This is a genomic window from Paenibacillus nitricinens, assembly GCF_052056485.1.
GTDB classification, from domain to species: domain Bacteria; phylum Bacillota; class Bacilli; order Paenibacillales; family Paenibacillaceae; genus Paenibacillus_AQ; species Paenibacillus_AQ nitricinens.
In genome coordinates this window covers 2,020,023-2,035,066 of the sequence record NZ_CP183948.1, presented here as the reverse complement: position 1 = coordinate 2,035,066, position 15,044 = coordinate 2,020,023, and the positions used below count along the sequence as shown (strand labels likewise).

Sequence of the window (15,044 nt, the reverse complement as noted above, 5' to 3'; positions counted from 1 at the left end):
GGATAGCCATTTGAGGATCGGTAGTGATCTAACTTCTCTCATTTCGTATTTGCCCCACCGTCCCGGCGAAACTGCTTGGGGGTCAGGCCAGTGTATTTTTTAAATAACTGTGTATAGTAACTTTGGCTGCAAAATTTAAACATTAAAGCGATTTCGGAAATAGACTGATTCGTATGAATGAGGATCGACTGCGATTCCTCAATTCTACGCCGGTTGATAAATTCCGTGAGCGGCATACCCGTTTCACGCTTGAAGCGGTCGGACAAATAACTGGGATGCACACCGACATGTCCGGAAATCAAGCTAAGGTTCAAATCTTGAAACAGATGCTCGCGTATAAAATATATGGATAGATTGACAATATGTGAATAGTGAAGGTTCTCCTTCTGCTGCCGCATCACTGTGATGAATTGCAGGACCATTTCATATTCATATCGATGAAGTGCATCAAGCTCCGTCGAAGCTTCCACTGCACGGATGAACGTATCACTCAGCTGAAATGCTGTCTCAGGGTCAACACCACCGCGGATAATCGCACGTGTAAACAAGGTGCAGGATGCAATCATAGCGTTTTTCTTGGAGCGCAGCGGATATCGGGCTAGCGTAGCGGCTTCCATTGCGTTAATTCTATGCAGTGCTTCGAGTGCCCGGTTCTCGTCTCCCAGTCGGATAGCTTCCAAAAGCTCATGTTCATAATCAAGCGGAGGATGGACAAATCCCTCTGTCAGATCCACAGAACGTGTGGACCAATATTCCGGTAGTTTATGTTGTCCTTTAAGTCCTTTAAGTTGATCCATACTTATTAACCTCACCTAAAAATTTTGATAATATGCTAAATAATTTAGTATAATTTTAGCTCTTTCGGACTTAAAATTCAATTCATAACCATCAAGGGAGGAAACACAAGCATGAGCTGGAGCATTGCTAATCAAGGGTTATCAGCAGATACCTTGCTAAATTTGGAAAGTATTTTTGCGCTGGGGAACGGATATTTGGGCGTGCGTGGAAATTTTGAAGAAGGCTATTCCGATAATGAAATCCGTAGTATCCGCGGTACGTATTTGAACGCTTTTCACGATGTGATTGACATTCCCTATGGGGAGAAGCTGTTTGCCTTTCCAGGTACCCAGCAAAAACTAGTTAATATTATTGATTCCCAAGAGATAAATATTTATATAGGCGAAGATAAGGAGCCATTTGCACTTACTGAAGAGAATGTGCTTGCTTATGAGCGTAACCTCCACATGGACAAGGGCTATTCGGAGCGTAAAATCCACTGGAAATCCCCCTCCGGTAAAGAACTCAAGCTGCATTTCCGGAGACTCGTTTCTTTTACTACTCGTGAACTATTTGCTATTCATCTTACGCTTGAGCCTGTTAATTTCAGTGGTCCAATTCAAGTTGTATCCCGGGTAAACGGCGATGTTAGCAATTATACGAATCCGAATGATCCACGTGTTGCTGCTGGCCATGCCAAACGCCTAAGTGTAGTAGCGTCTGATGTTCGCGATGAATATGTATGCCTGGAGAATGAGACGATGGCTTCCGGTTTGCGGACCTCCTGTGTCACCCGTCATGAATGGGACGGTGATTGGCAGGTTGAAACTCAAGCTGGAGAAACCAATGCTACAGTAACAGCAACCGCATCTATATCCAGTCCGATGTCTTTGACCAAATGGAATGTTTATACGGATACACTACGCCATGAACAAGGTCTTGTAGATAGAGGAATTCAGGTACAGGAATCACTCCAGAACCATTCCTTTGAAGACATGCTGGAACAGCAGGAGCAATATTTAGCTGACTTCTGGAAGCGTTCCGATGTAGGGATTGAGAACGACTCATCACTTCAGGAGGGCATACGTTTCAACCTTTATCAGTTGTTGCAATCTGCCGGACGCGACGCGCACAGCAATATCTCTGCCAAAGGTTTATCCGGAGAAGGATACGAGGGTCATTATTTCTGGGATACGGAAATTTACATGTTCCCTGTGTTCCTAATGACTTCTCCTGACTTGGCCCGGCAGCTCCTATTGTACCGGTATTCCAAGCTGGAGGAAGCAAGAGAACGGGCTAAAGAGATGGGCCATGCCCAAGGGGCACTGTTCCCATGGCGGACGATCTCAGGTACGGAATGTTCCTCTTTCTTCCCATCCGGCACAGCCCAATATCATATCAGTGCCGATGTAGCCTACAGCTATATCCAATATCATCTCGCGGAAGAAGATGACGCCTTCTTGCTCCAATACGGCGCAGAGGTGCTATTTGAGACGGCGCGGCTGTGGATGGAAATCGGTCATTTTTACGAAGGTAAATTCCACATTGACGAAGTAACCGGTCCAGATGAGTACACTTGTCTGGTGAACAATAACTATTACACCAATGTAATGGCCAAACATAATTTGAAATGGGCGGCACGCAGCTTCGCTCGACTTCAGGAGTATGACAAGGTTGCATTTCAAGCACTGTGTATCCGTCTGCATGTTACTGAACAGGAAGCGGATAGCTGGCTGACAGCGGCGAATGCCATGTTCCTCCCTTACGACGAGAAGCTGGGCATTAACCCACAGGATGATACTTTCTTACGCAAAGCGGTCTGGGATTTCGAGAACACACCACCGGAGAAACATCCGCTGCTGCTGCATTACCACCCGCTTACCCTGTACCGTTATCAGGTCTGTAAGCAAGCGGATACCGTACTGGCTCATTACTTGCTGGAAGACGAGCAGTCGCTAGAAACCATTCGCAAGTCGTATGATTATTATGAGCAAATCACTACTCATGACTCTTCCCTATCTTCTTGCATATTCAGCATTATGGCCTCGAAAATCGGGTATAAGGACAAGGCGTATAACTACTTTATCGAGACTGCTCGGCTGGATCTCGACAATACACACGGAAACACCAAAGATGGATTACATCTCGCCAATATGGGTGGAACGTGGATGGCTATTGTGTACGGTTTTGCCGGAACACGACTCAAGGAAAATGGCTTATCGCTCGCTCCGTCCCTACCTACTGGCTGGCAGAAATACAATTTCCGCCTCACCTTCCGCGGGCGTCTCATTGCTGTAACCATTCGCGAGGAAGGCGTGGAGCTTGAATTGCTAGAGGGTGAAGCACTGGATCTAATTCTCTACGGCCAATCGGTGACTCTGGGCAACGACAAGCCAGTAACTCAAGCACTACAAGCCTAATTCATAAGGAGCACAATACAATGAATGCACCCTCTCAAATTCAAGCCGTAATCTTTGATCTGGACGGCATTATTACCGATACCGCAGAATATCATTATCAGGCTTGGGGTATGATCGCGAAAGAGCTGAGCCTCCCGTTCACCCGAGAGTTCAACGAGAACCTCAAAGGTGTATCACGCATAGCCTCACTGGAGTTGCTGCTTGGACAAGCAGCAACTCCGCACACGCACACCTACTCTCCCGAAGAGATGGAGGAAATGGCTACTCGTAAAAATGAGTTCTACCAGCAGCTTATTCAGCAGGTAACTCCGGCCGATGTGCTGCCTGGTATTTCTGAATTTCTCGCCGAGTTGAAATCCCACGGAGTGAAGACTGGCATTGCCTCCGCAAGCAAAAACGCCTTTACAGTTATCTGCCTTCTAGGTATGGAGAAAGACTTCGGAGTTATTGTAGATGCCGCCAAGCTTGCCCGCAACAAACCAGACCCGGAAGTGTTCCTGACCGCCGCCGATGCGCTTGGTGTAGATCCGCAATTTTGCGTCGGGGTTGAAGACGCAGTCGCCGGGGTGGAAGCGATCAAAGCGGCAGGTATGTTCGCTGTATATATCTCCTTACAGGAGAGCTTGTCCATCGCTGATATGAACTTGAACAACACTGCTGAACTTAACTACTCCGAGCTAAACCAGCAATTCGCTAATAAGAATAGAGTAACTAAATAATTGGGTATCCCAGTCTAAATATATGTAAGTTACGAACTAAGCCGGCAAGCTCCTAAGGGAAGCTTGCCGGCTTTGGTTTGAAATATACTTTTCAGAAAATCCGCTTCTGATTTCGATCATCAATAATAATCTGCACCACTTCCTTAAACCTCAGTGTAGGCACACACTCCCGTTCCCTCAGGAACTTAAGACTATCCTGTAGATCCACATCATCCGTCATTACAATCAGCCACTGGTATGTAGCCCGTAGACGCATTCTCGCAATATCTCTGATCGGCAGGCTTTCAAAAAAACGACTGTAATCTCGGCTAAATTGAGAGTTGCTCACATACCCTACTAGCTGACATACAGTGGTCGCATCCATCAAGCTGGATAGCATCAGACTTCTCGCTTCACGGAGACACAGCGCTTTTTGGTATTGCAACAGGCTCATCGAAGTAAATGCCAATGCTTGTGAAACGAGGTCCCATTCATAGTACCAGCTCGTCCAAGTCTGCAACTTTCCTTTGCTGGAGAAGTTGTCGTGGAGCCAGGAAATCGCCTTCATAATCCGCTGCACGTCCGAATCCTCAAACCCCATTTCAGCAATGTGAACGCCGATGGGGCTGTACAGGAATTGTAACAAAATCTCATCCTCCACGAGTGGCTATCTTTTCAGCATCGTCGAAACTTTGCTGACTTCCTCCAGCATCCTTACCACGTCTAGAGTGCTTAAGTCGGCACCCGTCACGTAACCCGCGTTCCACTGACGAACTGGAGGCAATCCTTAGAGACCAACTTCCTGGTAGAGCATCACAAAACATTACTCCCTAGCTGGAACCCTCAGACCGCAACTATATTGCTCATATCTTTTGTTTAATGGCCTATGTTTAATTTTATATGATTTAAAATACTATTTGATAATTGCGAAAGGATAATACATTCTAATTCTTCAGCTCTCTTCAAATTAACATTAGCTCTCTCAATTATCTTCTTATCTTGTTTTCGAAAAAACTTTGAGTATAATGCAACTCCAGTTTCTAATAAACTATAGAGATCTCTTAAATCCTTTACAAGCGTCTCATCGCATTCTATACGCAATGATTCTACTAAGTAATTGGCTCGGTATATAAGACCTCGCTTGTTTTCTAATAATCTTCTCATACCCTTTTCAATATTATGTATTCTAAACGGCTTAAAGTATTCGTGAAGATCATTGTTCAATAGAATTTCAGTAAGATTTTGATAAAAAGCTTTATAAATAGCTATTCCATTCCAGCGATAGAATCTTGAATCACGAGATATATTTTCAACACCGTTCAAATAATGAATCAAAGTATCATAAATAATATTTAACCTTACCTGTCTATTAAAATTATTTTTAACTTCAAAAGTAGATGCAGGTTCGCCTACCCTCGATAGAAAAAGTAACCATGAGTCCACATAATCATCTTTTAATATAATTTCTAAAGAAGAGTGAAACGATTGTTCAAGATCAGAAAAATTTAAACTTTCCAAACTCCACTTATTATCAACGTTCTCCAAAAAATACAATAATTCAGTTTCCTCGTCATAACCGACGAACATAGTTCCATGCACAGAATCTAAATTTCTTACTTTGTGGTATTCTCTGAAGTACTTTTGATTAAGTGTTAATAGTACATATTTTTTTTCTTTAAGTGCTTTTAGTGTAGCGTCCAAAATTGTATCTTTCCCAAGGATAATTCTTGTTGTTGATAAAACTTCATCAAATACAAATTCGTACTCAGTCGGGCTGGATGAACCTAATTCATAGTAACTACATTCAAAATGTTGATCTACTTGTAATCCAATAAAACGTTCAATATACCAAGGTATTAATTCTTTGTTAGATAAAATCATACTCAATTTATAATAATCAAAACAATTGATATTCATGTCTACATCGAGATTTACAGGCAAGATATATCTAGTCATTTTTGTACCTCCCTACTTTATCTTGGATTGTCATACATAAACCTATTGATAGTATTGCGCTTGAGCTTTCCACATCGAGCTGTACTCCTGCTGATCCAACAGCAACTGATGATGAGAACCATACTCCACTAATTCTCCATTGTTAAACACAGCGATCTTATCACAAAATTTACAAGCAGATAAACGATGTGAAATATAAATAACGGTGCGATTTTCCGTAAGAAGATTAAAGTTGTTGTACATCTCAGATTCCGCATAAGGGTCCAATGCAGCTGTAGGCTCGTCCAGAATAAGAATAGGTGACTTTTTGAGTAAAGCCCTAGCAATTACTACTTTCTGACTCTCACCGCCCGAAAAGTCTGTCCCTTTTTCATCAAAGATTTTATGTACCTGGGTATCTATACCTTTGTCCAAGCGCTTCATTTTGTCTTCCAGTCCTACTTGATTAAGAACTTCTTCTATTTCTTTTTCTGATATTCCGCTATCCTTCAAGCATAAGTTTTCTTTAATCGAAAATGAAAATAACTTATAATCTTGGAAAACAACGCCTAAAATTTTCATATATTCATCATATCGATATTCTTGAATGGATCTTCCATTCAGAAGAATCTCACCTTGATCGGGTTCATACAATCGACAGAGTAGCTTAATAAAGGTCGATTTACCCGCACCATTTTGACCTACTACGGCCAATCTTTCACCGTTCTTTATGGTCAGTGACACATTTTTTAATGAATATTTCTCATTCCCTGCATATTTAAAAGATACATTGCAAAATTCAATCTCAACATCCATGAATTTCTCAATTCTACCTTGTCCGGTTCTCATTGCTGGTCTTAAGCTCTCAAATTCTCTAAACACCTCAATGTACTTACACATTTGTCGAAACTCAACATAAGCATTCATTGCCAGCGACACTTGAGCAGAAAAGCTATTGGCGGCGGAAATATACATAACAAAACCACCAATTTGTATTTTACCTGTAACTACTTTCACAACCATGTAGGCGTATATAATGACCATTTGTAATTGAAGATTAACGCTAGTCAGTCCCTTATATCTCCCTACCTTTTCATATAGTGCGCCAAAACCACGAACACTTTCATTATGGTATGTATTCACTTTATTCAGTAAATAAGGAGCCATCCCAAACAAACGGACATCTTTAGCCATGGAAAAGTCAACGGCCAACTTGGAATAATAACCAAACTTACGGTTTAGAGGAGCCAATAATTTATGGAAATTGAATTGAGCTTGTTGCGACTTTTTAAAAATAAACGTATTGAGTAGAATCATTCCCATAATCACCACGATAATTCCAATGTTTAACGTTGAGATTAAGGCCGCTAGTCCCAAAAGGGACAGTATTGTTTGCAGCAAATTCTTCATACTATCCAACATTTTACGTATAACATCCTGCTGTCGAATGGGAGCAAGCGCCTGTTCTTTAAGATCCAGTACTTTAGTATTCTCTAATCTCTCGTAATCCAGATTCATAATATGCTGCCCAATATGTAGCTCTAACCTATCCATAACCAACAAATTAGCTAATTCAATGTGTTGGTTAAGATAATTCTGAAGTAACCCAAAGACAGCGTTGCCTGCCACCAAAACTCCTATCCAGAGGATAATATTCATTTCTCGGCCAGCTCCCATCAATTCATCAATCAAATATTTGGGAAGGATTATGTTTATAAACGGGAAGATTGCGCTGCATAAAGAAGCAAACACCATCAGAGGGATGTACGATTTTGACATGGAATGTACCAGCTTCCAAAAGTAAAGGGTCACATTCCAGTCCTTTTTCAGAGCAGGGAATGGATTCATAGACTATGCTTCACTCCCCTTATAATATTGTGCTTGAATCTGATACATTTGATTGTACTTTCCGCTTCGTTCCAGTAATTCATTGTGAGTACCCGCTTCGGAAATTTCGCCTTGCTCCATATACAGTATTTGGTCACAGAACCTTGTGCTGGACAACCGGTGGGAAATATATAATGCTGTTCTCTCTCCAATCATTCCATTAAATTTTGTATACAGATTGAATTCTGCTATTGGATCAACTGCTGCAGTAGGCTCATCCAAAATAATCAATTCTCCATTCTTATAGAGTGCTCTTGCCAACATCATTCTTTGATTTTCCCCACCAGAGAACTCAACACCTTCATCATCCAATAACTTTTGCATTGGGGTGAGTATGCCTAATTTCAATGAGGCGACTTTTTCGCTAAGTCCCGCTTTTTCAAGACTGTCATAAATTCTCAAAGAATCAGACTCACTTTGTTCTTTTAGAGAGACATTCTCTGCTAACGAGAACGCGAGTACGTGAATTTCTTGAAATACCGTGGAAAATAACTTCCAGAAATCCGTTTTGGCAAAACGTTTGATATTGATTCCATTTAGCATAATTTCTCCACTATCGGGTTCATACAACCTGCTTAATAATTTGATAAGCGTTGTCTTGCCAGCACCATTATGACCCACGATAGCAAGCCGCTGATGGGGCGGTATGATGAAGGATATTTTATTAAACACTGGATGATTACTTCCTGGGTAGGTAAAGGAGACTTTTCTAAATTCTATGGTATAGGGGCCTTTTGGAAGCGGTAGCGAGGTTCCTTCATCCTGCTCACCCTGCTCTATTTCTAAAAAGTTACGGAGTCCCTCTATGTATAAATTCTGTGTACGCAGATGAGCCAAATCTTTCATGATTCCCTGAAGAACGCCAGAGAATCCAGCGACAGCAGTTGTGTACATAACAAAGTCACCTATAGTGATCCTCTGGTGAAGGTAAAGATAAGCTAAATAACCATATACAATCCCCTCACGGAACAAACGGATCACAATATCCAATGAGTCACTCTTAAAATAAAAGTTGCTGATAGCAGACTGAATTTTCTGTCTATTTTGAACACTTAAATTGTATAGGAACACCAAGGTACTATTAAAAGAATTAATCCGAATTTCCTTACCAAAAGTAAAGTCTTGCATAATATCTGAATAATACTTTTTCTTCCTCTCCAACTCCGAAAGCTGTTGTTCATGTTTATACTCATAGCGTTTAGCACGAAGAGATAACCCATAAGAACACCCGATACTTACAATTAAAAAAACAATCACACCTAAATTCAATCTTCCAATTACTGTTAGATAGCCGATGAAAGCGAGAAATCCAGCCAGACATGCAAAAAAAGTATGAAATAATCCCTGAAAACCGTTCTGCACACTTTGCAAGGAACGCTTAGCCTGCTCCATCTGATTAAGATAAACGGGATCTTCCGTGTTTTTGAAATCAACGTTCATATTTTGTGCTGTGTGAGCATGGATCTGTTTGAAAACGACTTTCATTAATTGGGTTAAACCCAGGTTTTGCAAATATCCAGTAAAATATCCAGCGAAAGTCAGTATTATAAACATCAGTGAAATTAAGAGGATAAACTGCTGAGGTCTTTGCTGTCCCGTCAGCTCATCTATAATAAATTTCGGAAATAGAATCAAAAGGAAGGGCTGCATAGCAGTAAGAAGCGTAACTGTAGAATAATAAATAATGGAACGTTTACTGTAATTCCAAGATGTGGAGAGAACATAGCGAATACTGGGCCAAGTGGAGGTTACAGATTTTGTTCTCATTTCGGAAACTTCCCCTTATCTGAACGCATTTTTCGATAATTGAAGAATATTTATGATTAATCAGATTCATCTTTAAATTCTACAAATCTAACTTTAATCTTAGATAACGTATTTTTATTCATAATTTTTATATTGTGATTGTAAGGTAATAATAAACTTAAATAATCATTTTCCACTGTTATTGAAGCAGGAGGACATACTGGCATGTTATAAGTGTAGTACAAAAACTCCTTCTTTTTTAACTTAGTATATTTATCAAAGTATTTAATAAAAGAGTCGATTGAGCTTGTTTTTAAGCACCCACCCGTAATATATGAAGTTTTAACAAAATCTCTTTTCTCACCTGTCTCGACGGGAATAAATGGAGCATAGCAGCCTAATTGCGCATACAAATCTATAAAATAATAATATCCATTTGTGTATATATAATTAATGACGTGACCTCCACCAGAATTAGACATAACACACAGATTACCTATGTTAGAATAATACTTTGAAAGAATGTTATAAAAGATCGAAGCTAAAGATGCACAAGACCCATTGTTATCTTTAAGCGCCTTGTATCCATTTTTATGAATTTCCCATTCATTGTTATCAACTATTTTGTATTCATGTTCTTGAAGGTTTTCTGTAAAGCAATTTATCTGGATATACTGAATAAGTTCATAAGGATTACAAATCATATTACTAATTTCTTCAGGATCTATATTACTAAATTTAATTTTTATATCCTGTTTAGTATATCGAGTCTTTCCAAGCGCACTAATCGGCACCCAATAAATCGCTGGAAAGATAAGAGTTTCAAAGAAAACATCGTCTCGTAAATTCAAAGTACTAGAAACCACTCAAGAACCTCCCACCCATCTAAGAAAAATAATCGATAATTAATTCATAAATACTCGTAACTTCATTAATCTCCTTCGATGAAAAGACAGGAATTTCTAAATTTTCACAATAGTATTTCTTAACTTTCAGTAAATCTTCTAATTCCAACTCATTTGGCGTTCCTTTGAAGTGATTCCATCCGTTTTTATAATAAAATGGGTACACCACTATACAAATTACTTTTGTCGGAACCACGTTTTCTATCGTCTGAATCGTTCGCTTGATATAGTCTAGTTCATCGTTTGGATTGATACATAAAATAACTCCATCTGGAAGTAGACCCATTAAAAAATCTAATTGTTTTACCGCGAGATTACCCAAATGATTAAAAGATTGAGCTACTGTAGCAGATTGAGAACCTGCAATAATCAGATCTGGATTTTTCTGATCCATCTTACTCAATGATTCATTGACTAAATTTATAAATTCATATTGATTGAGCTGATTATCACTATTAAAACCAAAGGGAATAGTCTCATTCATACCATATAATATCCCTGTCGGTTCAGTTGACAGCTGGGAAACTTTATAACCATTCTTCAAAAATAAACTTCTAAGAAATAATTGTAATGTGAATTTCCCCTGCTTACTTGAGGTTCCAAAAACACCTATAACCGGTGCATTAATTTTATGTAATTTACCGTGTTTCTTTTTCAAAATATTTTTATTTTTCATACTCATCACAGTCGTTGGGGTAACTAGAGAAATTCCTTTTCTCTCAAAATTTTCATAAAAATTATTAAGACCCATTGAATCTAATGAAAATACATTTACTCTATGTAGCAAACAGTCGTTCAGCAATTTTTCTTTTATTTTTTTACCAGATATATTCTCCAATTCAGTTAAATGCCCAATGATTAGCGTATCTATATTTTCAAAACAAATATTATCAATATTTTCTATGATATATTTATAATCCCCATCAAAACTTTTTATTTCCTTACCTAAATTCCCTATATATTTACTACTACAAACTTGCTCTATTCGAAATGGCAAAAGATCAGAAAAGTGAATTAAATTTGAAATTTCTTTGTTATAGGGAAACACTGCAGCTTTTTTAATAGTTTGATATTCATTCGACTCAATTACTCTGCTTTGTGGTTGTGGTTCTTCATCATATCCTTCAAATGAAGTAAGTGTCGTCTCTTGTTGCAGATATGTAAGAGCTTTGCTCTTGCTTATTTCAGAATGCTCCCTCAGGCATAAAGAGAGATAACCTGTGACATACGCTGCCGATATACTGTTACCTTGTCTAATCGATGACTTATTATCTATCCAAGCTACTCTGTGTACTCCTCCCTTAGAGTAGACATCAACCACTTCATCCTCAGGCAGAAAAAAATCACTCGCTCTTACACAATATTGGGCCGCTTCTACTCCTATTACAAAATCAAAAGCGGCGGGATAAGATATACCCCCAGAGTTATCAAAAGCCGATATGATAAGATTTCCTTTTTGATGTAATTTATAGCAGATATCAAACAATTCTTCATTAAGATAACTAACACCCAAGCTCATATGTATAATTGAATCCTTATAATCTTTATTTAAAATATACCTCAGTGCTTCTAACAAAACTCCTTCATATGCTACTAGTTCGTAGTCGAAAATTTTTAATATGTGTAGATCAGCTTCTCGGTTAATTGAATGTATGATACTAGTTATTGCTGTACCATGGCCTAATATATCATCAATTATTTCCCTCTCTGATCCATTACAGAAATTCAATCCGGATTCAATATTCAGAGCTCGAAAATTAGGATGGGTAATATCAACTCCACTATCGATAATAACTACTTTATTCTTCATTCTAATACTCCTTTAGAATTTGAGATCCTATAATACACCGAAATATTCCATGAACTATTTTGTTTTATTACTCCATAATAAATAATTAGAAGTTAAAGCCACTAATGCCTTTATCGCTAATACCTTCGTCAAACGCAAATACTTGATTTATAGAACAAACATTTTTCATTCCAGGTTTTTTCAGCTTTTTCTTCAAACTACTCCCTCCTTTCATAAAAAAATGATTTTAATAGATTCATGAGTTTATGTACAAAATCCCTATGATTATTTCGGTGTATTATACGATCAATAATTAGAATCTACTCGTTCAATAAGTTGGCTTAGCATTTCTATCACATCATTACACTTTTCAAATCTCCCAGAGGTTAAAAGCTCATCTGGTATTTCAATATCAAAATTAACCTCTAGTTCAACTATGAAAGATATCAGCATTATTGAATCTTCAATTTCGATAGTGAAATTTTCTTCATCTTCATTAATAATGCACCCTATATTGCTTAAGCAACATATTATCTTCTCTCTAATATTAGCCACCCCCTAAATCCTTTCCTTTCAGTAAGATACATTATTGGTAATAAAAACATTTGTTGTTTATATTCTAACAATACAATTATTTGGAAACTATATGAATAAATTAGTATAAACATGATTATTTTAGGAATATTGGTTAATCCTTGATTCTCATTAGAAATGAAAATAGAGTTCCTTGCTATCTTGAATTTTTATCGAAGCAAATATCACTCGATAAATAGTCTTCACTTCACCTTGTACGTGTTAATACCAGAATCCAAAAAAACATATCAATAAAAAGGTTCTTGTTAGCCAAGCTAACAAGAACCTTTTTAATATAACTCATTCTTTTAGTTCCACTCTCAGAACAGCCGCTTCTAAATTCCCAACAACAATAATAATGCGTACAGATCAGCCGTAATGTCCTTATAAAGGTCCGTTAGTGAAAATCACCCGTACCTTGAAATTCGAAGATACCTTCACAGTATTCCAGCTTTATCAGATCTATCTTTAAAAAGCTTCTTTATCGTGAGTCCAAATAAAACACAGCAAGTCAGTGCCGCACAAAAATCAGCAATAGGCTCAGCTATAATCACCGCATCTGTTTTCGGGCTAATAAATGTCGGGAGCAAAAGTACTAATGGAATAAGCAAGATAATCTTACGCAAGATTGCGATAAAAATAGAAACCCGGGCTTGTCCTAAAGCAATAAATACTTGTTGAAACGCTAATTGAATACCAAAAATACAAGTGCCAAGGAAAAATATCTTCATTAATCTAGCCGTCAGAGCCACAAGCTCAGGATTATTGGTAAAAATGATAATGGGCAGCTTCGGAACAAAAATGGCTACGCCCCACATCGACAATCCGAAAGCTGCGCAAAAAACACTGCAATATAAAATGGTGGATTTTACACGTTCGAAATCGCGAGCTCCATAATTATAGCTAATAATAGGCTGTGCCCCCTGCGCAAAACCAGATAACAATGTTCCAAAGATTTGCATCAGCGTGCCCATAATCCCCATGGCAGCAACGTACAGATCGCCTCCAAATTTAGCTAAGGAAGTGTTAAATACAATTTGAATTAAACTTTCGGTCGACATCATAATAAACGGAGAAAGCCCCAATGCAAGTACACTTGCAGCTTCTTTAGGTTTAATGCGCATATTCGATAGACGCAAGCGCAGATGCGCACGTTTAGAGATTAAGAACCCCAATACCCAAATCGCCGAAATAAATTGGGCAATTACAGTTGCCAACGCTGCACCCTTAATGCCCATATTCATCTCAAAAATAAAAATGGCGTCAAGGACGATATTCACAACCGCTCCAATGCATACCGTGAGCATGGCTGTTTTGGCGTATCCTTGTGCTGCAATGAATGGATTCAATCCTAAAGAAATGAGCACCGCCACAGTTCCTAGAAGGTAAATGCTTAAAAAATCGTCGGCTAGCGGCAATGTATCGTGACTCGCCCCGAATAACGTTAAGAATGGCGACTTAAAGATAAGAAACAAAGCAGTTAGGATTATGGATGCCATCAGCAGCATAGTAAAACAACTTCCCAGTAATTCTTCTGCTTTTTTATGTTCTCCTTCGCCCATCTTTATGGAAGCTAGGGGTGCCCCACCAGCTCCTATTAGAGCAGCAAATGCTGAAATCAACATAATAATCGGAAAAGATATACCTATAGCGGATAAGGCTAGCGTCCCCCCCTCCTCCATTCTTCCGAGGAACATCCGATCAACTACACTGTACATGGCATTGATTAGCTGAGCTATAACGGCAGGAATAGCCAATAAGAAAATAAGCTTGGGTATACTTTGCTTGGCAAAACGATCCTTCATTTGATTATTCATTTAATTCAATTCCACTATAGCTTCTCGCAGGCTTTTAGGAAGCTTTTTGACAACCATATCGTAGGAATGGTCTATCATGTCAAAGACATCCGACTCTGACAAGGAACCATCGATCATGATTGAATTCCAGTGTTTTTTGTTCATATGAAATCCCGGTTGAACGCTCTCATGTTGCTCTCTAAGGTTTTCCGCAATGATCGGGTCACATTTTAGATTTAAGCGAACGACCTTCCCTGTTTCCTCAAAAATAAGCGCGAACATTTTATCAGCTACTTTGATGACCAATGGAGTGGGGCCAAACGGATGCTCTTGAGTCGCTCCTTTCTTTTTCAAACAGTATTCGATGATATTATTCTTCAAATCTCTCTCTCCTTCGCTGATCAACAATATGATCATCTCTGCCTTTAACCACGTTTCTTAATTATATCATTTTGTTCACCCTCACAAAGAGAAGAAGATCATTTTAACAGAGAAAAGACCGTCTCCATCGAGAGCGG

At 38.8% G+C, this 15,044-nt stretch carries 12 protein-coding genes; 2 read left to right on the top strand and 10 right to left on the bottom strand.

Features of this window, described 5'->3' with window-relative positions:
- Window positions 1–38: 38 nt before the first annotated feature.
- A complete protein-coding gene (locus ACN6KS_RS08850) occupies window positions 39–797 on the bottom strand; it encodes an AraC family transcriptional regulator (protein ID WP_440961818.1) in 759 nt (252 codons plus the stop codon).
- A 111-nt stretch (window positions 798–908) separates the two neighbouring features.
- Here ACN6KS_RS08850 and ACN6KS_RS08845 point away from each other — a divergent pair, with 111 nt between their 5' ends.
- Both ACN6KS_RS08845 and pgmB read left to right on the top strand, forming a co-directional pair.
- On the top strand, window positions 909–3,197 hold the full coding sequence (locus ACN6KS_RS08845) for a glycoside hydrolase family 65 protein (protein ID WP_440961817.1): 2,289 nt from the start codon (window positions 909–911) through the stop codon (window positions 3,195–3,197).
- Window positions 3,198–3,217: 20 nt separating this feature from the next.
- Window positions 3,218–3,916, top strand: coding sequence for a beta-phosphoglucomutase (gene pgmB, locus ACN6KS_RS08840; RefSeq protein ID WP_440961816.1), 699 nt, complete (start codon window positions 3,218–3,220; stop codon window positions 3,914–3,916).
- A 91-nt stretch (window positions 3,917–4,007) separates the two neighbouring features.
- On the opposite strand, the gene ACN6KS_RS08835 is transcribed toward pgmB, so the two are convergent.
- The 9 genes from ACN6KS_RS08835 to ACN6KS_RS08795 form a co-directional block, all read right to left on the bottom strand.
- On the bottom strand, window positions 4,008–4,541 hold the full coding sequence (locus ACN6KS_RS08835; RefSeq protein ID WP_440961815.1) for a manganese catalase family protein: 534 nt from the start codon (window positions 4,539–4,541) through the stop codon (window positions 4,008–4,010).
- A 230-nt stretch (window positions 4,542–4,771) separates the two neighbouring features.
- On the bottom strand, window positions 4,772–5,851 hold the full coding sequence (locus tag ACN6KS_RS08830; protein ID WP_440961814.1) for a hypothetical protein: 1,080 nt from the start codon (window positions 5,849–5,851) through the stop codon (window positions 4,772–4,774).
- Window positions 5,852–5,893: 42 nt separating this feature from the next.
- Entirely contained in the window at window positions 5,894–7,678 is a 1,785-nt protein-coding gene (locus ACN6KS_RS08825; RefSeq protein WP_440961813.1) for an ABC transporter ATP-binding protein, read from the bottom strand.
- Between the two features lie 3 nt (window positions 7,679–7,681).
- Window positions 7,682–9,484, bottom strand: coding sequence for an ABC transporter ATP-binding protein (locus tag ACN6KS_RS08820; RefSeq protein ID WP_440961812.1), 1,803 nt, complete (start codon window positions 9,482–9,484; stop codon window positions 7,682–7,684).
- A gap of 56 nt (window positions 9,485–9,540) precedes the next feature.
- A complete protein-coding gene (locus tag ACN6KS_RS08815; RefSeq protein ID WP_060624587.1) occupies window positions 9,541–10,329 on the bottom strand; it encodes a hypothetical protein in 789 nt (262 codons plus the stop codon).
- 19 nt (window positions 10,330–10,348) lie between these two features.
- Entirely contained in the window at window positions 10,349–12,178 is a 1,830-nt protein-coding gene (locus ACN6KS_RS08810; protein WP_440961811.1) for a DUF1611 domain-containing protein, read from the bottom strand.
- Between the two features lie 285 nt (window positions 12,179–12,463).
- Window positions 12,464–12,712 carry a phosphopantetheine-binding protein gene (locus ACN6KS_RS08805; protein ID WP_042186399.1) on the bottom strand — a complete coding sequence of 83 codons (249 nt, stop codon included), beginning with the start codon at window positions 12,710–12,712 and terminating at the stop codon, window positions 12,464–12,466.
- A 455-nt stretch (window positions 12,713–13,167) separates the two neighbouring features.
- Window positions 13,168–14,547: an MATE family efflux transporter gene (locus ACN6KS_RS08800; RefSeq protein WP_094876243.1), complete on the bottom strand. Its 1,380-nt coding sequence runs from the start codon at window positions 14,545–14,547 to the stop codon at window positions 13,168–13,170.
- Window positions 14,548–14,907, bottom strand: a complete 360-nt coding sequence (locus tag ACN6KS_RS08795) for an MmcQ/YjbR family DNA-binding protein (RefSeq protein ID WP_094870387.1) — start codon at window positions 14,905–14,907, stop codon at window positions 14,548–14,550. It abuts the gene before it with no gap.
- Between the last annotated feature and the right edge of the window lie 137 nt (window positions 14,908–15,044).